At 38.2% G+C, this 22,852-nt stretch carries 21 protein-coding genes and 1 tRNA gene; 5 read left to right on the top strand and 17 right to left on the bottom strand.

Annotated elements, in window-relative coordinates; genetic code table 11:
- Positions 1-40 precede the first annotated feature (40 nt).
- The 11 genes from HCO57_RS07445 to serS all read right to left on the bottom strand — a co-directional run bounded on the left by HCO57_RS07445 (position 41) and on the right by serS (position 8,747).
- Positions 41-463: a TM2 domain-containing protein gene (locus tag HCO57_RS07445; RefSeq protein WP_167988496.1), complete on the bottom strand. Its 423-nt coding sequence runs from the start codon at positions 461-463 to the stop codon at positions 41-43.
- Between the two features lie 52 nt (positions 464-515).
- Positions 516-902, bottom strand: a complete 387-nt coding sequence (locus HCO57_RS07440; protein ID WP_167988495.1) for a VOC family protein — start codon at positions 900-902, stop codon at positions 516-518.
- 63 nt (positions 903-965) lie between these two features.
- Complete coding sequence (locus HCO57_RS07435) at positions 966-1,421, bottom strand: DUF1801 domain-containing protein (RefSeq protein ID WP_167988494.1); 456 nt, start codon at positions 1,419-1,421, stop codon at positions 966-968.
- Between the two features lie 27 nt (positions 1,422-1,448).
- Positions 1,449-2,381, bottom strand: coding sequence for a 2-hydroxyacid dehydrogenase (locus tag HCO57_RS07430; RefSeq protein ID WP_167988493.1), 933 nt, complete (start codon positions 2,379-2,381; stop codon positions 1,449-1,451).
- Complete coding sequence (locus HCO57_RS07425) at positions 2,378-2,743, bottom strand: cupin domain-containing protein (RefSeq protein WP_167988492.1); 366 nt, start codon at positions 2,741-2,743, stop codon at positions 2,378-2,380. Before HCO57_RS07425 ends, HCO57_RS07430 begins: the two co-directional genes overlap by 4 nt.
- 30 nt (positions 2,744-2,773) lie before the next feature.
- Positions 2,774-4,126, bottom strand: a complete 1,353-nt coding sequence (mgtE, locus tag HCO57_RS07420; RefSeq protein WP_136949336.1) for a magnesium transporter — start codon at positions 4,124-4,126, stop codon at positions 2,774-2,776.
- A complete protein-coding gene (rsmA, locus tag HCO57_RS07415) occupies positions 4,113-4,976 on the bottom strand; it encodes a 16S rRNA (adenine(1518)-N(6)/adenine(1519)-N(6))-dimethyltransferase RsmA (RefSeq protein ID WP_167988491.1) in 864 nt (287 codons plus the stop codon). The genes mgtE and rsmA overlap by 14 nt, the downstream gene beginning before the upstream one ends.
- Before the next feature lie 27 nt (positions 4,977-5,003).
- Complete coding sequence (locus HCO57_RS07410) at positions 5,004-5,315, bottom strand: gamma-glutamylcyclotransferase family protein (protein ID WP_167988490.1); 312 nt, start codon at positions 5,313-5,315, stop codon at positions 5,004-5,006.
- On the bottom strand, positions 5,315-5,626 hold the full coding sequence (locus tag HCO57_RS07405) for a DUF4286 family protein (RefSeq protein ID WP_167988489.1): 312 nt from the start codon (positions 5,624-5,626) through the stop codon (positions 5,315-5,317). The genes HCO57_RS07410 and HCO57_RS07405 overlap by 1 nt, the downstream gene beginning before the upstream one ends.
- A gap of 9 nt (positions 5,627-5,635) precedes the next feature.
- Complete coding sequence (locus HCO57_RS07400; protein WP_317171128.1) at positions 5,636-7,420, bottom strand: tetratricopeptide repeat protein; 1,785 nt, start codon at positions 7,418-7,420, stop codon at positions 5,636-5,638.
- Between the two features lie 55 nt (positions 7,421-7,475).
- Positions 7,476-8,747: a serine--tRNA ligase gene (serS, locus tag HCO57_RS07395; RefSeq protein ID WP_167988488.1), complete on the bottom strand. Its 1,272-nt coding sequence runs from the start codon at positions 8,745-8,747 to the stop codon at positions 7,476-7,478.
- A gap of 117 nt (positions 8,748-8,864) precedes the next feature.
- Here serS and HCO57_RS07390 point away from each other — a divergent pair, with 117 nt between their 5' ends.
- Together HCO57_RS07390 and HCO57_RS07385 are read left to right on the top strand one after the other, a co-directional pair.
- Positions 8,865-9,431: a cysteine hydrolase family protein gene (locus tag HCO57_RS07390; protein ID WP_167988487.1), complete on the top strand. Its 567-nt coding sequence runs from the start codon at positions 8,865-8,867 to the stop codon at positions 9,429-9,431.
- 38 nt (positions 9,432-9,469) lie between these two features.
- Entirely contained in the window at positions 9,470-9,850 is a 381-nt protein-coding gene (locus HCO57_RS07385; RefSeq protein ID WP_167988486.1) for a VOC family protein, read from the top strand.
- Here the strand turns inward: HCO57_RS07385 and HCO57_RS07380 are convergent.
- Positions 9,837-11,171, bottom strand: coding sequence for an HTTM domain-containing protein (locus tag HCO57_RS07380; protein WP_167988485.1), 1,335 nt, complete (start codon positions 11,169-11,171; stop codon positions 9,837-9,839). The two genes, HCO57_RS07385 and HCO57_RS07380, sit on opposite strands and share 14 nt — an antisense overlap.
- Positions 11,155-12,093, bottom strand: a complete 939-nt coding sequence (locus HCO57_RS07375; protein WP_167988484.1) for a bifunctional riboflavin kinase/FAD synthetase — start codon at positions 12,091-12,093, stop codon at positions 11,155-11,157. The genes HCO57_RS07380 and HCO57_RS07375 overlap by 17 nt, the downstream gene beginning before the upstream one ends.
- A gap of 54 nt (positions 12,094-12,147) precedes the next feature.
- Here HCO57_RS07375 and HCO57_RS07370 point away from each other — a divergent pair, with 54 nt between their 5' ends.
- Both HCO57_RS07370 and HCO57_RS07365 read left to right on the top strand, forming a co-directional pair.
- Positions 12,148-15,903: a reprolysin-like metallopeptidase gene (locus HCO57_RS07370; protein ID WP_167988483.1), complete on the top strand. Its 3,756-nt coding sequence runs from the start codon at positions 12,148-12,150 to the stop codon at positions 15,901-15,903.
- Positions 15,900-16,595 (top strand): hypothetical protein, encoded by a 696-nt coding sequence (locus HCO57_RS07365; protein ID WP_245167556.1) that lies wholly within the window; start codon positions 15,900-15,902, stop codon positions 16,593-16,595. The genes HCO57_RS07370 and HCO57_RS07365 overlap by 4 nt, the downstream gene beginning before the upstream one ends.
- Here the strand turns inward: HCO57_RS07365 and pth are convergent, their stop codons facing one another.
- The 3 genes from pth to HCO57_RS07350 form a co-directional block, all read right to left on the bottom strand.
- Positions 16,596-17,225 (bottom strand): aminoacyl-tRNA hydrolase, encoded by a 630-nt coding sequence (gene pth / locus HCO57_RS07360; protein ID WP_167988482.1) that lies wholly within the window; start codon positions 17,223-17,225, stop codon positions 16,596-16,598.
- Positions 17,226-17,291: 66 nt separating this feature from the next.
- Positions 17,292-17,900, bottom strand: coding sequence for a 50S ribosomal protein L25/general stress protein Ctc (locus tag HCO57_RS07355; protein ID WP_136949347.1), 609 nt, complete (start codon positions 17,898-17,900; stop codon positions 17,292-17,294).
- Positions 17,901-17,920: 20 nt separating this feature from the next.
- Positions 17,921-18,862: a ribose-phosphate pyrophosphokinase gene (locus HCO57_RS07350; protein WP_136949348.1), complete on the bottom strand. Its 942-nt coding sequence runs from the start codon at positions 18,860-18,862 to the stop codon at positions 17,921-17,923.
- A gap of 148 nt (positions 18,863-19,010) precedes the next feature.
- On the opposite strand from HCO57_RS07350, the gene HCO57_RS07345 reads away from it, so the two are divergent.
- Positions 19,011-19,092 (top strand) — tRNA-Leu (locus tag HCO57_RS07345).
- Positions 19,093-19,297: 205 nt separating this feature from the next.
- Here the strand turns inward: HCO57_RS07345 and HCO57_RS07340 are convergent.
- Entirely contained in the window at positions 19,298-22,852 is a 3,555-nt protein-coding gene (locus tag HCO57_RS07340; RefSeq protein WP_167988481.1) for a phage tail protein, read from the bottom strand.

Genomic DNA, 22,852 nt, shown 5'->3' with positions numbered 1-22,852 from the left:
AAAAAAGACCAGTAGGTTAACTGGTCTTTAAATGTATGCTTTAGAACCAAGGTTTTCTACCGACTTGATAGGTGTTGTAGAACTCCTCATCTGACTTTGTTAAATAGATGATACCTTCTACTAAACCAATTAAACCTACTATGGATGTAGGTATTCCACAAAGAAACCAACCCACCACACCAATAGCGGCCATGATAATTCCTTCTTTTTGATACCCTAAGATGAATTTGTGAACACCTAACCACCCTAATACTATAGCTAAAATTCCAGCAAGTATTTTTTTATTCTCAGCGTTACCTGCACCTTTTAAACCTTCTGCGAATTCGTTAGCAGTTTTTTTAGCGCCTTCACTAAAGTCTTTAGCGCTATCTTTTACATCTTCTGCAGCCTCTTTGGCCGCGTCTTTTGCTTTGTCAAAAGCTTCTTCAGCTTTATCTCCTAAGTCTTTGTTTTCTTCCGACATGGTTTATTGTATTGTTGGTTATCTAGGTTTAAAAGTAGCAAATAAATTAATACTAAAGAAAAGCTTTATCAATAGGCTCCCAAAGTTCTATTTTATTGCCTTCTGGGTCTAGTATCCAACCAAACTTACCGTACTCAAATTCTTCTATTTTATCAATAACAGTAACACCTTCCTCTTTTAAAGTAGCCAGCAATTCTTTAAGGTTCTCTACTCTAAAATTCATCATGAATTGCTTTTTACTTGGTTCAAAATAGTCGGTATCCTTATTCATGGGACTCCATTGGGTAAGCCCATCGTTACCCTCCTTATCTTTCCACCAGAAGCTGCAGCCGTATTGGTCCGTATTTAAGCCTAAATGTTTATTGTACCAACTTTTTACCTTATCGGGGTCATCGCACTTAAAAAAGAATCCGCCTATACCAGTAACACGTTTTTTCATGATTGCTAAAATATGTATACCCTTTAGAGCCAAGGTTTTAATGATTCATTGAAATATACGCAATTATCGTTTTACGTTTTCTTCATAAAGAGTAATCCATTCGTTAACACTCATTTTTGCTGCTAGCTGGGCCATTAAATTGAACGGAATTTGATTCATTTTTTTAAAACGAATACAACATTTGCCCATATCTAGATTTGTCTTAACATGCTTTGGATATTCCGCTACAAACCAATCTAGCAACATTTTATCCGCATATATACCGGAGTGATATAGGGCGACAAAATTTTTCTGTGATGCAATATTAATAAATGGTAAAGGTAGTTTTGGGTCACAATGATAACCCTCTGGGTAAACAGAATGGGGAACATAAAACCCAATCATTTTATAAGAAATACCCTCTTCAAAACCTGGAGGTAAATGTTCCTTAATGGTATCCCGTAATTGTGTTATAGCTTCTTTGCGTTCTTCAGGAAGTTGAGATAGGTATTCTTCTACCGTTTTAGCTTCAGCGGCCATATAGCGTTTATTGGTACTCCACTAAAGTTACATAAATTTTTCCTTTACCTTATCTACAATTGTTTGCGCCAATTTTTCTTTACTTTCAAATGTCCAGCCTGCTACGTGTGGTGTCATAAGCACGTTTTTAGCTTTGCGTAAATATTTAAAGGGTTTTGGTTTTTGAGTAAACCAGTCTTCAAAAGACTTTTTTTCGTACTCAAGAACATCTAATCCAGCACCTAAAATTTTGCCAGATTTTAAAGCGGTTACTAAGTCTTCTGTTTTAACGCATTTACCGCGAGCAGTATTTAATAGCCAAAATGGGTTATGAAAAGCATTAATAAAAGCCTCATTTATCATACCTATGGTAAGCTCTGTTTGGGGTACGTGCAAACTTACTACATCTGCATGTTGCTGAAACTCCATAATACCCACTTGCCTAGCATTTTCATCGCCTACACCACCCACAATATCATAACAAATAACATTTACATCAAAACCTCTAAGTTTTTTGGCAAAGCCTTTTCCCATATTACCATACCCTATAATACCTACGGTTTTACCATCTAGCTCAACACCACGATTACCTTCTCTATCCCATTTACCTTTGCGCACCTCTCTATGTGCTTTGTGCATTTTGTTCATTAGAGATAATAACATTCCTAAGGCATGTTCGCCAACCGCATTACGGTTGCCTTCTGGCGCGTTGGCTAAAAAGATGCCTTTGCGTTTGGCATATTGTGTATCTATATTTTCTAAACCAGCGCCAACCCTACCAATAAATTTTAATTGTGTAGCGGCATCTAAGAACTGCTGGTCTATGGTAAATCTACTTCTAATTACAATACCATCGTATTCGTGAATTTTAGCTTCAATCTGTGCTTTATTGCTCGTGTAATCTTCATGATTTTCCCAGCCAAGTTCTTGAAATCTTTGTATTAATAGTGGATGATTGGTATCTAAATGAAGTACTTTCATAATTTTGGATATGCTGTTTTAGTAAGTTGATGCTGTGTTTTTCCTGTATGGGCAGTAGTTAACTTTTCAAAGAGTAAAACTTCTACAATTTCATCGTTTTTAGTTAACGGACAATGTTCTACTCCTTTGGGTACAATAATGATTTCTCCTTCTTTAACTATTTCTGTACGGTCTCTAAATTGCATGTATAAGGTGCCTTTTACGACCTGAAAAAGCTCATCTTCATCTTCATGACTATGCCAAACAAATTCACCTTGCAATTTGGCTAATAACACCTGCATTTGGTCTACAACACCAATTTGTTGCGGGTGCCACGTGGCATTAAATTGCCTTAATTTTTGTTGAATGTTTATCGGTTTCATACAGGTTTGCTTTAGGGAACAGAGCTACTGCTAAAGACCTAAGATAAGCTTAGCAATAGAAAAATAGATAAGAATCCCAAAAATATCATTGCTAGTTGTGATAAATGGCCCTGTAGCAATGGCAGGGTCTATACCTCTCTTATCTAGAAAAAGCGGTACAAATGTCCCTATAAAACCAGCTACTACAATTACAGCTACTAGCGATATAGATATAGCTATGGAAGTCATTAAATCTCCCTTCCAAGCCCATGTAAATAAGAGTAGAAGAATCGACAGAATAAATCCGTTTAGTAAGGCAAGAAGCATTTCTTTCACCAGTCTAGTACTAATACTTCCTTTAATATCGTCATTAGCTAAACCTTGCACAATTATAGCGCTAGATTGTACCCCTACATTCCCAGCCATTGCGGCTATAAGTGGTGTAAAAAGGAATAAGATGGTGTATTTTTTAAACATTTCTTCAAATCCGCCCATAATCATGGCAGCTGCAGCACCACCGAATAATCCCAATATCAACCAGGGTAAACGGGCACGGGTTAAATCCCATATACTGTCATCAGAATCTACGTCTTGCGAAATACCTGCCGCCATTTGGTAATCTTTGTCTGCTTCTTCTCGGATTACGTCTACAATATCATCAATAGTAATACGGCCTACTAGCCTACCAATCTCATCTACTACAGGTATGGCTTCCAAATCGTACTTAGACATAATTTTGGCCACCTCCTCCGGTTTTTCATTTACATTTACAGAGTCTACTTTTGGAATGTAAACATCACTAATATTGGCGCGGGTAGATGTGGTTAGTAAATCTTTTAAGGATAAACGTCCTTGTAATTTGTCTTCATCATCTACTACATAAATTGAATGTACTCGAGTAACATTCTCTGCTTGTGCGCGCATCTCTTTTACACACGTAAGCACGTTCCAATTTATATTTACTTTAACTAGCTCCTTGGCCATAAGACCACCAGCAGTGCTTTCATCATAACGCAGAAGGTCTACAATGTCTTTGGCATGCTCCCTATCATCTATTTCTGAGATTACCTCCTGTACAATGTTTTTGGGTAGCTCACCAATAATATCTGCTGCATCATCTGTATCTAGTTCCTCTAACTCGTCTGCAATTTCTTTGGGAGATAAATTGGATAGAATAGCTTCCCTAACATCTTCATCTAGCTCAGTAAGCGCATCAGAAGTTTTTTCGGTATCTAATTGTTTAATGAGGTAGGTGGCTTCGTCTTCTTCTAACTCATTAATGATTTCTGCAATATCGGCATAGTGCATATCATTCATCAAAGTACGTAGCTCACTGCTATTGCTCTGAGAGATGAGTTGTTTTATCTGCTCTAATAAATCCTCTGTTAGCTTAAACGGGGTCATTCTCAATCAGTTTTGTCAGATAAATAAATTTGGCCACCGATAACTGCTCTGGGCGCTGGTCAAATATACTATCTTCTCTGAGAATGGGAGAGAGGTCAAAGGTTTTTAAACTATTTCGTAATGTTTTTCTACGTTGGTTAAATGCGGCTTTTACAACTTTAAAAAATAAGCGTTCGTCGCAATCCAATTTGTAGTTGGTTTTTCTGCGGAGCATAAGTACTCCAGATTGCACTTTAGGCGGTGGGTCAAACACCTGAGGATGAACAGTAAACAAATATTCGGCCTCATAAAATGCTTGAACCAGTACAGATAATATGCCGTAGGTTTTACTTCCTTTTTGTTCGCAAATGCGTTGGGCAACTTCTTTCTGAAACATTCCAGAGAATTCTGGGACTTGATGGCGCATCTCTAGCATTTTAAAAACTATTTGGCTAGAAATATTGTAAGGAAAGTTACCTGTAATGGCAAAGGGTTCATCTCCGTACAATTCGTTCAGATTAAACTTTAAAAAATCGGCCTCAATCACATTAAGCTTTCCTTTCTTAGTAAACACGTTGGGGTGTTCTAAAGGAAAACTGTGGTTCAGGTACACAATGGAGTCCTCATCTAAATCCATCGCCACCAAATCCATACCTCGCAATAATAAATATTTTGTGAGTACCCCAGTTCCCGGCCCTATTTCTATAACATTGCTGTAGTTTTCTAGGGTTAGGGTTTCTGCAATACGTTTTGCAACGCTTTCATCTTTTAAAAAATGCTGTCCTAAATGTTTTTTTGCCTTTACCGGACTTTGCGAGGCAGATGCCTCTTGCTGATATTTAGTGTGCTTTTTCTTTCCTTTTTTACCCATTTGGGGTGTTTTTGCGCAAGGTACTACCTATTGCGGTTTTTCTAAATAGACCCAGGCTTTTTTACCATTTGCCAAGGGTAACAAGCGGCGTGTGTAATCTGGACCTTCATATGCATCTGTAAGAGCCAATTCTGCTTCATTAATTTCATAGGCTACTCCAGCGATGGATAAGCCTGTATTAGGTATTACTACAGGGTATTGGCCATACATTTTTTTGTTAGCAAGGGTATAATTAGGTAATATTGCCTTATGGCCTTGCAATAAACGCTCATAAATGGCTATTTGTACCTTAGGTTCTTGCAAGGTACCATAGCTAAAGATTAGATGCGTTGGGTTCATTATTGTTCGCTGATAACTTCTAGTTCTGTGCGGAAGGCTACAAATTTATTCGGAAATAGGCGAGTGCCTTGCATTCGCATATTTTCTGCGTTCTCTTTGTAATATGCCTCTAAAGTAGCTCTGTCTTTAACGCGATATTGCACGGAATAAGTGGTGCCGCCCATTTCTTCTTCTACAAGTACTTTGCACATTTTTGCTTCTGTAAACTTTTGAGTAGCAAGCATATCTGGAATATGGCTTTCTTTCATCCATTGCAGCCATTCATCATGCACACTATCTTCTATGTTTATGGTAACGTTGTATATAATCATATATGTAATTTAATTTACAGCATCTCCTCTAAGGCGCCTAAAATGTTTTCTGGCTTGCGGAAAATAATAACTGTCTTGATAGTTGTAAATAATTTTTTCATAGAGCGGCATTGCTTTATCTGGCTCATTTAAATGTTGTTCGTATAGTTGAGCAAGTTTAAAGTGTGCATCGTCTGCCAAAATACCGTCGTTAAAAAATTCTATTATTTTAATGTAGTTAAACCGAGCGTCGTCAAACTTCTTTTTGGCTTCTAATAATTCCGCTTGCTTTAGTAAAGCTTCGTCTTCTATTTGCTGCCCTTTGTGTTCTTCTAAAATAGTACCTAAAAGCAAAATAGCATCATCCGTTTTTTGTTGATACGCCAGAAGGTCTGCTCGCGCATATTTTTTAAGTGCTACTTGTGTAGAATCTTCATAGGTGTTATCTGAAATTAAGAGGCTCAATTGCATAGCATCATTGGCTATAAGTTGACTGGTAGAACTGCGTAATACTTTTAGCTGGGTTAGCGCCCAGTCAAAATCGCCCTTATAAAAACTAGTTTGTGCTACTTTAAATCGAGCATTTTGACCCATAACATCATTTTTAAGGTTTTTTTGAGTTTGGGTAAAATAAATTAAAGCCTCATTAAATTTTTGGTCAAAAACTAAAATGTCCCCTAATGCCATTTTTAGGTAAGCCTCTCCATAGCGTCCCATAGGGATTTCCATGCTCTTTCTAAGCAGATTGATGGCAGGTTCTGGAGTATTTAGATTGAAGGTTAAAAAATTAGCGTAAGCAATTTGAAGCTGTAGAGATTTAGAATCCAAGCCGTACGTTTCTATTAAAGCTTGGAACTTTTTATCTACACTACTGTAAGATTTGGCTCCGTCTTGTTTTAATTGCAATTGTATTAACTCTAACTGTGCATTAAGCTTTTGCAAAGGTTGGTTAGCATTTTGGGATATGTATTCAAAGACTGCAGCAGCGGTTTCATCTGCTAGGTTGTCTAAAGCTATTTTTCCTAAGTTTTCTAACCGGTCTAAAGACAGTTCGTCCGTACGCTTATAGATAGCCTTTTCTTGTGCAAAAGCACTGTTAAATTGGTTTTGTTGAATAAATAGCCAGCTCAAAAGTTCATTCCACAATACATCTGGATTCCTTTGTGCATTTTTTAATAAGGTTTTTCTAAGTAAAATATTGTTAGGATCCTCTGGGTCGTCAGAAATAAAGTCTTCTAGATAACGTAGAACATTAGAGCGGCTGGTGTGGCCTTCATATATAAGTTTTAAATAGGACTCGTACATTTTACCAATAGCACCTTGCTCTCCATAAATACGGGCTAAATGAATATCATAATTTAAATCTGGCTTTAGTTCCATGGCGGTAGTGTACGTTTCTATGGCTCTATTTAAAAGCGCATATTTTTGAAACCGATGCCCCAAAGGATAGGCAAAATTTGGGTTTTGTGCCAAGGTTGCTATGGCGCGGTCATAAAACATATCTGCTTGGGCTGTTTTCTCTTGCAAGGCATATGTGTACCCTAATTCTATATAAAAAGTTGGGAAAACTCTTGGTTGTTCTAACTTTTTAAGCAAGAAGGCTTCTGCTTCTTCATAAGCTTCAAGCTGTTGTAAGCAACCCACATAATATTCTGCATAGTCCGTTCTAGACGGATTTCTTTTCACCAATTTTTCATACAAGACTTTGGCTTTTTCAAACGCACCATCATTGTAATACTGTTTGGCTAAAAAATCGTCTTGAGCCCAAGTGCCAAAGCAACAAAGAAAACTAATTAGCAGGCAAATACGCATCATACCCAAAGATAACGGAGAAATAAGGATAAATATGTTAAGCTGCTACAAAAACCTGTTAGTCTATTAAATCAAAACCACAATAGGGTACCAAGACTTCTGGAATTTTAATACCGTCTGCTGTTTGATAGTTTTCTAATATGCCAGCTAAAACACGTGGCAATGCCAGAGAACTACCATTTAAAGTATGTGCAAATTGGCTTTTTCCATTTTCGTCTTTAAAGCGTAGTTTTAAACGATTAGCTTGATAAGTTTCAAAATTGGAAACAGAGCTAATCTCTAACCAACGGTCTTGCGCTGTAGAGAACACTTCAAAATCATAAGTCAACGCAGAAGTAAACCCTAAATCGCCACCGCAAAGCCTTAGAATACGAAAAGGTAATTTAAGCTCACGTAAAATTTCTTTAATATGCTCCACCATTTCGTCTAAGGCAGCATAGCTGTTTTCTGGGTGTTCTACGCGCACTATTTCTACCTTATCAAATTGGTGCAAGCGGTTTAATCCGCGTACGTGAGCACCATAACTGCCTGCTTCTCTTCTAAAACAAGGCGTGTATCCAGTGTATTTAATGGGGAAATCATCACTCTTTAAAAGTTCATCTCTAAAAAGGTTGGTCACAGGCACCTCTGCTGTAGGTATTAAATACAAATCATCTGCACCTACATGGTACATTTGACCTTCCTTGTCTGGTAATTGTCCTGTGCCATAGCCAGAAGCTTCATTTACCAAATGAGGCACCTGTATTTCTGTGTAGCCAGCAGCTGTATTTTTATCCAAAAAATAAGAGATTAAAGCACGTTGTAAGCGAGCGCCTTTACCTTTGTAAACAGGAAAACCGGCACCAGCAATCTTAACGCCTAGTTCAAAGTCTATAATGTCGTGCTTTTTTGCTAATTCCCAGTGGGGTAATGCCCCTTCTGCAAGGGTAGGTATATTACCTTCTGTATATATTTCTTCATTATCCTCTTCTGAGTTACCCGCAGGAACACTAGGGTGTGGAATATTGGGAACCTGATATAACTCTTGTTGCAATTTTTCGGCAGCGTCATTTAGTTTTTCTCCTAGAACTTTGGAGGCTTCTTTTAATTCTGCTGTTTTGGCTTTAAGAACATTAGCTTCTTCGGCTTTGCCACTTTTAAAAAGCATGCCTATCTCTTTAGATAGTTTGTTGCTTTCCGCTAGAGTACTATCTAATTGTGTTTGTGTAGCACGTCTTTCTTCATCCAGTTCTAGAATTTTGTCCAATATAGGAAGTGCGTCTAGGTTTCTCTTAGCCAAAGCCGCTGCAAATTCCTCTTTGTTTGCTCTAATAGCGTGTAATTGCAACATCGAATTAAAATTTTGTCCTGCAAATTTAAGGGAATAGCCCAATTATAAAACTATATTTGGCTAGAATCCCCCAGCATTGATTGTATTTAAATTATTTAGTAAACTATTGAAATTGAAATGGCGCTAAAAGAGAAAAATCCAGCTTTAATTCTTGTTGATGTACAAAAGGCTTTTTTAGATGAAGATTATTGGGGCGGTACCAGAAACAATAAAAATGCTGAGTCCGTTTGCGGGACGATATTAGAAAAGTGGCGAAAGCTCAATTTACCCATTTTTCATATTAGACATACTTCTACCCATCCAGAATCTAAGTTCAATGTAAACAACATGGGTTTTGCATTTAATGATGCAGTTTTGCCTTTAGATAATGAACCTGTGATTACTAAAAATGTAAACAGTGCATTTATAGGGACCACTTTGCAGGAGCAGTTAGATGCTAAGGGAATTTCAACGCTTGTTATTGTTGGTATTACCACAAATCACTGTGTGTCTACCACTACTAGAATGGCTGGTAATTTAGGGTATGAAACTTACCTTATTTCTGATGCAACAGCGGCATTTGAACGCATCGGTATAAATGGAGAAAAATATAGTGCAGAAACCATACACTATACAACATTAGCTAATTTAAATGATGAATTTGCTACAGTTTGGGATAGTGAAAAGTTGTTTTCTGAATTGTAAAAAGTACGCTATCATTTTAAACTATATTCACTAGAATTATGACTTTTGAACACTTTGCCTTAAATGTGGCGCATTTGCAAGATATGGTAGATTGGTACCAAGAACATATTGGATTGAAAGTGGTTAAACAGTTAAACCGGCCACCGTTTATGACCTTTTTAGCAGATAGTGCGGACCGTATAGTTTTGGAGTTGTATCATAGGCCAGAACATAAAATGACAGATTTTAAAAAAGAACATCATATTACCTTTCATATCGCTTTTATATCTTTAAATGCACAACAAGATAAAGAGCGTTTGCAAAAAGTAGGTTGTAGTTTTATAGAAGAAGCAAAAAAGGACGATGGCACTCATCTTGTAATGTTAAGGGACCCTTGGGGTTTGCCATTACAATTATGTCAACGCGCTACTCCTTTTTAGTTTTTTGAGGATAGGGTAAAATCCAATCGTGATGGCTAAAATGCTGCCAAGATTCCGCTGCTAAATCTACTTTCGGGTCTATAAAAGTGGCGTATTCACCACGGTTAACTTTTGCTCTAGAACTTACATAAACACTGATGTCTTCTCCTTTAGCAGCAAATTCTTTTTTCAAATGCTGCGCAAATTGCCAAGCAAAATCTGGGTAACAGGCCACCTTTCGCTTTTGTTTGCTAGTGAGGTAGTCATTAAGGTTGATAAAAGTAGTTTTCTTAGTCTTTTTATTGACCACTCTAAACTTTATGGTGCCCGCTCTACTACGCAACATCATGCGCCAACTAAGTCGGTGACCTTCCTCCGTCCATAAAACGTCTCCAGCAATAAAATGATGCCGAATAGGCAGTAACAATTGTAGTAATAAATAGCTCCCTATGGCCATTGTGGTAAAGTGATGGTGCTTTGGTAAGGCATTTGTGGTAGGGAGTACGGCCGGCTTAGACTGTAAAACTAATTTTCTTATGGTTTGGGGTTCAAAAAAGAATAAGCAAAACGCTAAAGATAGATAGGGGAAAATACCTATTTGAAAAACAAAGCTGTTGAATAAGTGAAAAAAGATACCTGCTGCAAAAGCAAATTTTCTAGTGGGTTTCCAGAGTAGGGCAGGCACAATAAATAAATCGAACGCCATGCCAAAAATAGCGATACATCTATGTACCCATGGTTGCTGTAAAAATTCGCCCACCAACACATAGTCTTTTTTACTACTCATTAGTAACTCTATGATGCTGAAATCTAACCAGTCTCCGTATAGTTTTGCAATGCTAGCGTAGGTATAGACTACAAATAATTGTAAGATGATAATCCAGCGGCACCAGTTATACATCCAATCTTTTTTAATGCCTGGTTGTAATTTGGCATCTAAGCTATGGTTTTTGGCTGCAGGCAAAAATGCCATGATGTAGGCCAGTAGCATTAACAAATAATAATGGTTGTTGTAAGATGTTTTTTGCATTAAATAAACCCCTGTCCACAAAATAGCAAAGCTCAGTGCAGACCATCTGTACTTGTAACCTAGGGTAATTAGTAAGCCTAGAGTACCCATGACAGCAAAGTAGATATACATGCCAGAGCCAGGCAAGGGTTGTAACCACTCAAAACCAATAAAATTAAAGGTGAATTTAGGTGCTATTAAAGTACGTTTTACCCAGCCAGTGGCAATAGCTCCGTAACATTCTGCGGCAATTAATAAACCGTAACAAACTCGGAAAATAACCAGTTGTACGTTGTCTATTTTTTTGAAGAGAAAATTAGATATGCGCTGCATTTTTTAAGTACATCAAAGAAGTTTCTTGGTCCTCTTTTAATTGTGAAGTTAAGGCTTCTAACGAATCAAATTTTTGTTCGTTTCTTATTTTTTTCAATAAATGCAATTGAATTTTCTGACCGTATAAATCGCCTTCAACATCAAAAAAGTGTACTTCTATACTTTTTTCGTTGCCGTCTACAGTAGGGTTAAAGCCAATATTCATCATGCCATAAACGGTCTTATTGTTTATTGTAGATTTTATAATATAAACGCCGTTTTGAGGAATTAACTTGTACGTTTCTGCAATGTGTACATTAGCCGTAGGATACCCTATTTGTCTACCAATGCCTTTACCTCTAACAATAGTACCAGTAAGCAGATAAGCATAGCCCAGATAGCTATTTGCGGTCTCTATATCGCCCTCTTCTAGTGCTTTTCGGATTTTGGTAGAGCTTACGGATACGTCTTCTATTTCTTGCACAGGAATTTCTTCAACATCAAAATCATATATTTCCCCAAAACCGATAAGGTCTTTAATATTTGCATTTCTATTTCTGCCAAATCTATGGTCGTAGCCTATTACTACATTTTTAGCTTTTAGTTGATTGACCAATACATCGCGCACAAATTCTAATGCAGTAAGTCTAGAAAATTTTTGTGTAAATGGGTGAATTATCAAGTAGTCTAATCCGCTTTGTTTTAAAATGTACTGCTTTTCTTCTAATGTATTTAACAATTTTATATTGGCATCTTTTTGCAGCACCATCCTTGGATGGGGGAAAAAGGTAAGTACCAAAGATTTAGTGCCTGTACTTTTGGCATTATTTATGAGGCGTTCTAAAATCTTACGATGACCAATATGAACACCATCAAACGTACCAATAGTAATGGCCGTCCTTTCTTGGGTAGTAAATTCAAAAATATCTTGGATTGCTTCCACAGGATTACAAATAAAAAAGGCTTACTTTTGATAGTAATACGCCCCTTTTTTAGGATGAGAGCTAAGTTACACCTTGTTTTATCAATTTCCATATTTTTTATCAGCTTTTATAGTTGGTCCCAAGCGGATTATTGGAAACCTATTGTATCTCAGACTGCTACAACAATAGCAGGCAAGAACAATTCATCAGAATTTTACCAATTAGAAGAATCTAAGTTCCGTACATTGATAGGTAAGGCCAAGCTAGGGAAAGCTTTTGTGTATTTGCCTGTAAAAAATAAAGGATTAGTGCCTTTTAAGGTAAGAGAAACTGGGATTTTACATCCAGATTTGGCAAAGAAATATCCAGAAATACAATCATTTACTGCGGAAAGTTTAGACAAATTGTACCGAGCAAAAATAAGTGTAACTCCCCTCGCAGTAGATGCTACAGTACTTGATGTTACAGGTGGTGAGGTGCAAATTTTAGCAAAAGATAAAGCTCAGGATACGTTATATCATGTGCATGATAGAAATACAGAATCACGGCAAATCCAAAATTTTATTTGTAAAACGCCATACGAATTTGGTAAAGCATTGGTTACTAGCAATTGGTCTAAAAATTTAGTGCAAGACCAAACGCTGCGTAAATTTAGAATAGCGGTTTCTGCTACTGGGGAATACACCGCAAAATTTGGTGGTACAAAGGCTGGGGCTTTAGCGGCTATTAATGCGACGCTTACTAGGATTAATATGGTTTTTGAGCGAGACTTGGCTATCACGCTAGAACTAATCTCTAATAACGATGAAATTATTTATACGGATAAGGATACGGACCCATATGGTAGTAGTTTAAATTCTGAAGTACAAAGTACAATCAATGCTGTAATTGGTGCGGCAAATTATGATGTTGGGCACTTGTTTCATGTTGCCAATGATAACGGCAATGCAGGGTCTATTGGTTCGGTTTGTAAGGATGCAAGTAAAGGGAGCGCCTTTTCTGCAGCACAAGAGCCGTCTGGGGATGCGTTCGATTTGGATTATGTAGCGCACGAACTAGGTCATCAATTTGGTGCAAATCACACATGGTCTTTTGAGACCGAAGGGACAGGGGTGCAAATGGAACCTGCTAGTGGTACTACAATAATGGGGTATGCAGGTATAGTGGAAGGAAATAATGTAGCAGAAAGCGGAAGTGATTATTTTCATCATGCAAGTATTGCTCAAATTACAGACTTTATTGCTACTACTAGTTGTGCAGAAGAAGTGGTTCTAGCGAATCAGGCGCCTGTAATTGCATCGCAAACCGATTACATAATTCCCAAGGGAACTGCCTTTGCGCTTACAGCATCTGCTACAGATGCAGATGGAGACATGCTAACCTATGCCTGGGAGCAAATAAATAATGGAGTAGTAACTACAGAAACCTTTGGTCCAGAAAATTCTTCTGGTGCTAATTTTAGGTCTGTTCCTCCAACAGCTAGTCCAACAAGGTATTTTCCCAGACTTTCTAGGGTGGCGAGAAATCTATTAACCCAGACCTTACCCACTAAAGATTCTATCTGGGAAACCGTCTCTACTGTAGAGCGGAATTTAAAATTTGCGGTTACCGTAAGGGATAACAATCCTAATGGAGGTCAAATAGCAGCAGATACGGTAGCTGTAAGCGTGGTAAATGGTGCAGGGCCTTTTAAGGTCACCTCCCAGATGTCACAAGAAACCTACCAGGCGGGGAGTGTGCAAACTATTTCTTGGGATGTTGCTAATACCAATGTAGCGCCAATCAACGCAGAAGAAGTAGCTATTTACTTTTCTGATAATGGAGGCTTATCTTATGACCATTTATTAGTGTCTGGAGTGCCTAATACAGGTACAGCTAAAGTGCAGATGCCAGGGGTCAACACTACAAACGGACGGGTGATGGTAAAAGGGGTAAATACCATATTTTTTGCCGTTAATAAAGCGCCGATTACTGTGACATCCACAGATGTTGTCCTAAATTTTGATGCTTTAAATTATGAGGTTTGCAAGCCAAATTCTTTAGTGATTCCTTTTGTGTATGAAGCTTACAACGGTTTTGCAGAAACAGCTACATTGAGTATTAATGGTCCGGCTGGGGTAACTGCTGTATTTTCTGAGCCTACAGTTACCGCTAATAATACCCCAGTAACAGTAACTTTAGATAATCTGGCAAGCGTACCAGCGGGTTACCACAATGTTGAGATTGTGGCTACAGCCAATAGTATAACAACATCAGTAGTGGTTACAGTTTTGGTATTGGATGATGCATTTACTGGAATTTCACCTGTTTTTCCTGCGGATGAAGCGGCAGGCATTACGTTAAGCCCAACATTAGAATGGACCGGTACGGCTAACCATCAGTCTTATGATGTAGAAGTGGCTACGGATGCTATGTTTACAAATATCATTTCGTTAGGTACAGTCAATTTCAATAGTTACAAGCTTACTAGCTTACTGCCAGAAACTACATATTTCTGGCGCGTTAAGCCAAAAAATGAATGTGGTGAAGGGGTTTTTGGCGCGGTACATCAATTTACGACTTCTATAGTAGACTGTGATACTTTTGATGCCGATTTCTTACCCTTAGAAATACCGTCAGAAAATGCGGTGACTGTTAGCTCTAAAATAGCTTTTTTTCAAGACGTTAAGGTGGCAGATTTGAAAGTAGCGGTAGAATTATCACATACGTTTTTAGAAGATTTAACCTTACGCTTAATTTCACCTAACGGTACAAGCGTTGTTTTGGTATCCAAAGCATGCGGCAGTAGCAATAATATTGTGGCGGTTTTTGAAGATGGTGGTGACCCCGTTAGTTGCGGAAACAATCCTGCTATCAGTGGTAATTTACAACCTTTTGGGTCTTTAGCTTCTTTTAATGGAGAGTCTTTGCTAGGAGAATGGACATTGCAAATAGAGGATGCGGCGGCATCTGATGGTGGTGAACTGGTGGCTTTTTCTATGGAGGTTTGTGTAGAAGGTATTTTTAGGCCAGATGAAGATGGGGACGGTGTGTTTGATGATGGGGACGATTTGTGTTTGGGTACGCCAAAAGGAACACCAGTAAATACTAGTGGTTGTGCTATAAATCAGTTTGCGGCCAATAATTTTACCGTGGCAATCGCTAGCGAAACTTGTATTAATGCAGAAGATGGAATGGTTTCTGTGACTGCTGCGGATACAACGTTGAATTATACAGCGACGATTACTGGTGGGGCTAATAATTTGATACAAGATTTTACAGAAGAAGTTAGTTTTGAAGGGCTTTCGTCAGGAACCTATCAACTTTGTATAGTAGGTACAAATGGTACCGTGAATTATACTGAAAAGTGTTTTGAAGTTGTGGTAACGGAGCCAGAATTATTAGAGGTTTTAACTAGTGAATTGCAACAAGGTACGCTCTTAGAATTGCAGTTGTCTGGTGCCAATTTTTATACCATAGAGCTAAACGGGGTTCTTTATCAGACGGATAATTCAATTTATCAATTGCCTTTAGTGAATGGAAAGAATGATATAAAAGTGAGTACGCTACAAGAATGTCAAGGGGTGTATAAAGAAACAGTTTTTGTAGCAACAACAACCAATGTAGTGCCTAACCCGGTTCGGAGCCAAGCTCAAGTATGGGTCGGTTTTCCAGCAAAACAGGTGTCCCTGCAGTTGTTTGCTATGGATGGCACGTTACTTTGGGTTAGAAATAAAACTTTAGAAAACAGATTTGCAACCCTAGAGATGGATGGCCTTGCAAATGGTGTGTATCTTTTAAAGATTGTTGGGAATGGAAATTCAAAAACAGTTAAAGTGGTGAAGCGATGATGAGACTGCAACAACTTTTAGCGCTACTATTGTTCTTAATTGTGTTTGCATGTGGTAAAAAGGACGATGGACCACCGCCTGCACCAGAGGAGGCTTTATTAGTTTTTCCAGATAAAGATGCGGAATGTACTACGGGAGTCTCTTTAAATGCAACTCAAAGTCAAGTGCGTTTTGAGTGGCAACCCAGCGCTAATACGGATTTATATACGTTAACAATTATAAATTTAAACACCAATACACCACAAGCATTCAATACTATGAATACAAGCCTTAGTGTGGCAATAGATAAGGGAGCTCCTTATTCTTGGTCTGTATTGTCTTCTTCTAATGATTCTAACGAAACAGCTACTAGTGATAATTGGCTCTTTTACAATGCAGGGGCGCAAACCACTTATGCTCCTTTTCCTGCACAAGTAATAGCTCCTATCTCTGGGAGTACGATACAATTGAATAACGCTGGCGAAGTTTCTTTAAAATGGTACGGCTCAGATGTGGAAGAAGATATAGAAAATTATAAAGTGTATTTTTCTACGGAAAATCCACCTCTAGAACTAGTAGCCACTTTAGATGCAACGGTAATGGAAACCGTAGTTGATGCAGAAGAAAATACTATTTACTTTTGGCGAGTTATTACTACAGATAGCGAAGGCAATACTTCGGATTCTGGAGTGCTAGACTTTAAAGTGTTCTAATTAAGTGTTATTGAACAGATTCATTGTGTTTTTGGGGCCAGCAAAGACAAAAGAGCGTATTAAGTCTGTAGATTTTTGTAAACGTTCTACCAAAGCACTTTCTTCTTGGGCGGTCCATTTGCCTAAAACAAAGTCTACTTGTTTACCCTTGCCAAAATTAGCGCCAACACCAAATCTAAACCTATGGTAAGTGCTGGTTTGTAGTACATTTTGTATGTCTTTTAAGCCATTATGCCCGCCATCACTGCCTTTGCCTTTTAAACGGATGGTGCCAAAATCTAGATGAATATCATCGGTTATAATTAATACGTTGTTAAGCGGTATTTTTTCTTGATCCATCCAGTACTTAACAGCTTTGCCACTAAGATTCATGTAAGTAGATGGTTTTAAGCAGATGACTGTTTTACCTTTGTGAGTAAAAGTGGCGACACTGCCAAGCTTGGCACTTTCAAATGTAAATTGTTCTTCTTCGGCTAAAGCATCAAGTACTTTAAATCCAATATTGTGTCGCGTATTAGCATATTCTGCACCAATATTTCCTAAACCTACAATCAAGAATTTTTTCATGGGGTTTGTTTCTGTAATTTGTATAGAAACTTCTTTTTTTTGTTTAAAAAACCATTTCAGCATGGCTTAAAAATACAAAAGCATCCTCTTCTTAAGAAAAGGATGCTCTTTTTATAAATTTTTAGCGGATTAAGCTTCTGCCGCTTCACCACCTTCTTCGTCTTCTTCGTCTTCGTCAGAACCAACAGCAGCGTTTCTAGAGGCCTTAACCTGTACCACGGTAATGTTGTCCGGCTGCATAATAGTATACTCATCTACTCTTAGGCTTTCTACTGCAACTTTACCACCAATTTTAAGTTTAGAAATATCTACAACAATCTCGTCTGGTAATAAGTTAGGTAATGCTTTAACCGAAAGCTTGCGGTTTCTGAACAACAATCTACCACCGTTTCTAACACCTGGAGAGTTCCCCTCTAAACGAACAGGAATATTCATAGTCACAGGCTTGTCATCAAACAACTGGAAGAAGTCTATGTGTAAGATACTATCTGTTACTGGGTGAAATTGGATGTCTTGCAACACAGCGTTGATAGACTGTCCATTTTCTAACTCAATTACAGCGGTATACGCGTTAGGAGTGTAGACTAAATCTCTGAACGATAGCTCTTCTGCTGAAAAGTGTATCGGTGATTCCCCTCCGTATATAACGCAAGGGACCTTTCCAGCATTACGTAAGGCCTTAGTTGCTACTTTGCCCACGCTTTCTCTTTGGGATCCTTTGATAGTAATCGATTTCATTTTATCTATTTATTAAAAAATTACATTAAAAATTTAGAAGATATAGAAGTGTTATGGTGTACTCTATGCATTACATCTGCAAATAATTTAGCACAACTCAATACTTTTATCTTATTAAAATTCTCCTTGGTAGGAATAGAATCTGTGATGATTAATTCCTTTAAAGCAGATTTTTCTATTCTTTCATAAGCATTGCCAGAAAGTAAGCCGTGTGTAGTAATGGCACGTACACTTAGTGCGCCACGTTCCATCATTAGGTCTGCTGCTTTAGTTAAGGTGCCGGCTGTATCTACCATATCATCTACTAAAACCACATTTTTACCTGTTACATCACCAATCAATTCCATTTTAGAAATAATGTTGGCTTTTTCTCGCTGCTTGTAGCAAATAACAACATCACTCTCTAGAGCTTTAGAATAGGCATAGGCTCTTTTAGAACCACCCATATCTGGCGATGCAATACAAAGATTATCTAGTTTTAGTTCTTTTAAATAAGGCAAGAACAAAGTGGAGGCAAACAGATGGTCAACAGGTTTTTCAAAGAAACCTTGTATCTGGTCTGCATGCAAATCCATAGTAATAATCCTTGTGGCACCAGCAGTCTCTAGCATTTTAGCAACTAGTTTAGCTGCAATAGGCACTCTAGGCTTGTCTTTCCTATCTTGTCTAGCCCAACCAAAATAAGGCATTACCGCAGTAATGTGTCTCGCAGAAGCACGTTTTGCGGCATCTAGCATTAACAACATTTCCATTAAGTTCTCTGGTCCGGGATTGGTAGAACCTATGATAAAGATTCTGGCCCCTCTAACGGACTCTTCAAAAGAAGGTTGAAATTCTCCATCGCTATACCTAGAGAATTTAATGTTTCCTAGCTCTGCCCCATAGGCAGCTGCGATTTTTTCTCCTAGAGCGGTACTCTGGGAGCAGGCAAAAATTTTCGGTTCTGGAACTTGATACGGCATTGCTAAAAATTGAAAACAGGCATGTTAACTTAAAAATATGCCTGCTTAAAATCGCTGCAAATTTACACATTAATCTGGGTTGCTAAAGAATAATTATCATTATTTGGTTTTTAAATTGAATTAATTTTATACTTTTGCCATCCGTTTAGCCTTGGTGGCGGAACTGGTAGACGCGCTGGATTCAAAATCCAGTGTCTTCGGACGTGTGGGTTCGATTCCCACCCAAGGTACTTAAAGCCTCAAAATCATACGATTTTGAGGCTTTTTTGTTGATTTTACCACCTCCCTCTTTCTTCTTTTTTAAATGACTTTAGTATAATCGGAAAATTAAAAAGTACATTTTTAAAAATTGAAAAGTACTAAAAATACACATTTTGCATTTTTTGCAAATTGCTTTTAAAGGGCAATTAATGGACATTTAAATGTTTAACTATATTATTTAAACATGCTCATTGCCTGCCAATAAACCCCGTCGTAAATAAACAAAAGCGATTCCCCTACGGCGCCAATATCTCGTGTTGAGGTTCTTGAATCTCTATAATTAATTGATTTACCGTTACCACTTACCACTACGCCACCATTATCAGACCTTAGAACTATATGCTGCTGACCACTTTCAGGATTTGAAGGCAAAGTTACTTGTATTGCGCTGCTAGTGTGAACTGTCACAATAAAGGTTTCAAAGTCAAATATAGTCCTTGATGAAGAAATTCTAATAACATAATTATATAAGCCCCTTAAGTAAAGTTTATTCGCTTCTAAGCTTGTGAAATAACCCCCAAGGCTTGATCTAGTATCATATAAACTTTTTCCAATAACTCCTGCAGCTTTACCTCCGGCTGTAAACTGAAAACCGTTATTAATAGTAAAACCGTTTATTGTTCCCATTTGAGTGGTAGAATAACCATTAACTTCATCACCATCACTATTATAACTAACAGAATTTGGCTGCAAACTAGAAACTCCATAGCCGACAACTCTGATTCCTTCGCCCGTAATGTAAGTTTTATCATCATACGTTCCTGTGTTAGATCCAGTAAGTAAAATACGCCCTTTTGAACCGTATAATTTTGCTGTGTTATCCTGTGAAGTGATTAACCCGTTACGTATTTGCCAATCTGCAATAGTAGCATTTTCAGCCAAAAGTAAATCTGTTGCTACAGCTGTAAATTGCGCTCCAAAATTATCCCACTGGCTGCTATTAAAGCTCCCTGTTGCACCGTTTGGGCCTTTGTATAAGTAATATATACCAGAGCGCCTAACCACGTCTCTACGCAAACTATTATTGTAATACGCAGTAGTACTGCTATGTTCACCTCTAAAAACAATACCAGGTCCATCTTGGCCATCTTGGCCATCTTGGCCGTCTTGCCCGTCTTCTCCTTTAAACTTAGACCACGTATAGTCAGATGGCGTATTGCTCTCTGTGGGCGTGGTCTTATTCACTGCAATACCTATGTATTGGGTATTAGCATTTGGAGCATCGTATAATCCACTGCCATTACTGTTGTTGCTGTATTTTATCCAAGTATATAGTGTTTGGCCGTCATCACCTGGAGGGCCTGGAACACCTTCCCCTGTCATTAGGGACCAAGTATAATCAGATGGTATATTGCTCTCTGTTGGCGTTGTTTTGTTGTAGGCAAAACCTATATACTTCTTACCCGTTGGGTTATTACTAATGCCGGAACCACTGGCATTGTCTGCATATCTTATCCAAGTGTAATAGGTAACCCCATCTTCTCCTGGAGTACCCGGAACACCTTGCGGACCATCACTGCCCTTGGCTGCATAAATACGCCAATGCGTGGTATTGCTAGGCGCTACACCTGTAACAGAACCTGCACTGTATTTTACAAAGGTTTCACCGTTAAAGGTTACAGAATCATATTGCGCATAAGCAGTTGTATTGCTGTAAAGACCTCTATAATTAACAAGTTCTATAGCTTCTCCTGCTGGGGTTTGCAGTATACTCCCTTTTATAGTTAATCTATCCGGAGCACTAACATTCCAATCTAATGAGCTATTATTGTCTCCTATTTTAAATTGGCCCGTAGTAAGGTTAAAGAAGTTTAGGCCATCTAAAGATTTAATGGTGCCGGTGGTAATGGTATCACCTGTGATGTAGGTCATGCCCTTGGTAAAATCAAAATCCCTATACCCATCCTTTGGCGCATACAGAATACCCACGTTAAAATTGTAATAACCAACCTCATATTCTAAAGGCAGTGGCGCTACAGCCAATTGCCATGTACCTGTTAGACTTGTACGGCTACAACGGGCATAGACATAGTAATCTTTATCTGGTAATAAGCCAGCTATATCAAAGGGGTCAATATCCCAAACATAACCAAGGCCATCAATTTCAATCTCATAATGCACCAACTTACCTGCAGTAATATTGAAACTATTGGCATTACCATTATTATTGGGCTTAAGCACAACACCGCTAAGGCCAAAGTTTTGACTTTTAGCACCCACACTTAACATTAGCGTTTCAATGCTCTGTGGGCGTATGTTCTCTGGTGTAAAGTAGCCATCAGGATCAAAAACCAAGTCTTGCAATTGCCTAAATCTGCCTGCAGTACGCCTAGACAGCTCTGCACGTTTACGGTCCACATTGTTAACAATATATTGCTGGTCTACACTGTCTGCAATTAACCTCTCTTCTATGGTGTAAGGAATGGTGTCACTAATGGTAGCTGTTATTAGATAAGGATTTGGCAGGGGATAGCTAACCTCGCTTACTCGTATAAAGGTGTTAATACCTAAATCTACATCAATTACCTTTATAAAATCTCCTGGGCGTAACGCAATGTTATTGCTGCGGGCATATTTTTCATCTATCTCCAAATCATAAACAACCCTTGGCACACTATTTTCTAGTAAATATTCTTGGGTGCGCTGCTCCAATTCTGCCTCTGCAGCTTCTATATAGGTCTGGGGCATCTTTATGTCTACAAAGGTGTAAGTATCTCCTACCTGCGGCGCAAAATTAGTATTGGGCAGCTCATAATCGTTCTCTTCTACAAAAGGCAATAATTCAATTGTTTTAGAGCCGTTTAAATAGCGTTTAACCTCAAATTCATACCCAATTAAATAGCCTGTTTTAAATATAACTTTAGCTGTAGTGCCCTCCAGTAATTGCTCGTCTAAATCAAAATCTAAATCTGCGTCTGTAAATTTAAAAGGGTCTGTTGGGTCTATTGCCGTAACGGTTCCTGTGCGGTTAGGGTAAATATCCTCAAAAATTACAGACCCTTCCCTAATACCGTAAAGTGTGGTATTGTTATCTAAAAATCTATCTTCAAAAACCAATCTAGATAGCCCATTACGGTAATCGTAATCAATATTTTTACGAGCCCCAAAGCCATAAACTTTAGTTACCAGGCTTTTATCATTAATTGTATTTCTTTTTAGGCTATACAACCCTTGGCCACGCCCTTCTTGAAAGGTAAGCGTAGTTTCTACCCCAACACTTTTCTTAAGGTTAATGGTCTTATCTGCCACTCTATACTCTAGGGCAAAGGCTTCTGCCATGCGGGTTAAAGCCGTACGGCAACTATCACTATTATACGTAATAGTTTGTGCGGGCAAATCTTCTACCGTACCGGTTACCCATTCTGCATCTATTTCTGCCATATTAGCCACTAACAGCTGTAGATGCTGCAAAGGAGTGCCGGTGTAGCTAAAATCTGCTGCACCTTCATCTAAGAAGAGTTTGTTGTATAGAAAGTAAATCTGGCCTTCAAAATCAATAGTATACCTATAGCTAACATTGTTTAGCTTTTCTTCTGTTGGCAACTGATTAATATAGTACCGCTCATTGTTATACTCCACGTAATCCCCTATGCGTATAGGCAGGGGCAATGCGCTGTAGCTATCTACTACTATTTTGTGCTCTCCCATCAATTTGTTGGTAAAGACGGTATTTTGGTCAATTTTTATAGTAGCAACAGCTGCAGCGTTGCGATAAATGGTTAGTTGCAT

The sequence above is a fragment of the Croceivirga sp. JEA036 genome (assembly GCF_011882165.1).
Lineage (GTDB): Bacteria > Bacteroidota > Bacteroidia > Flavobacteriales > Flavobacteriaceae > Croceivirga.
This window is presented reverse-complemented; position numbering and strand designations above follow the sequence as displayed.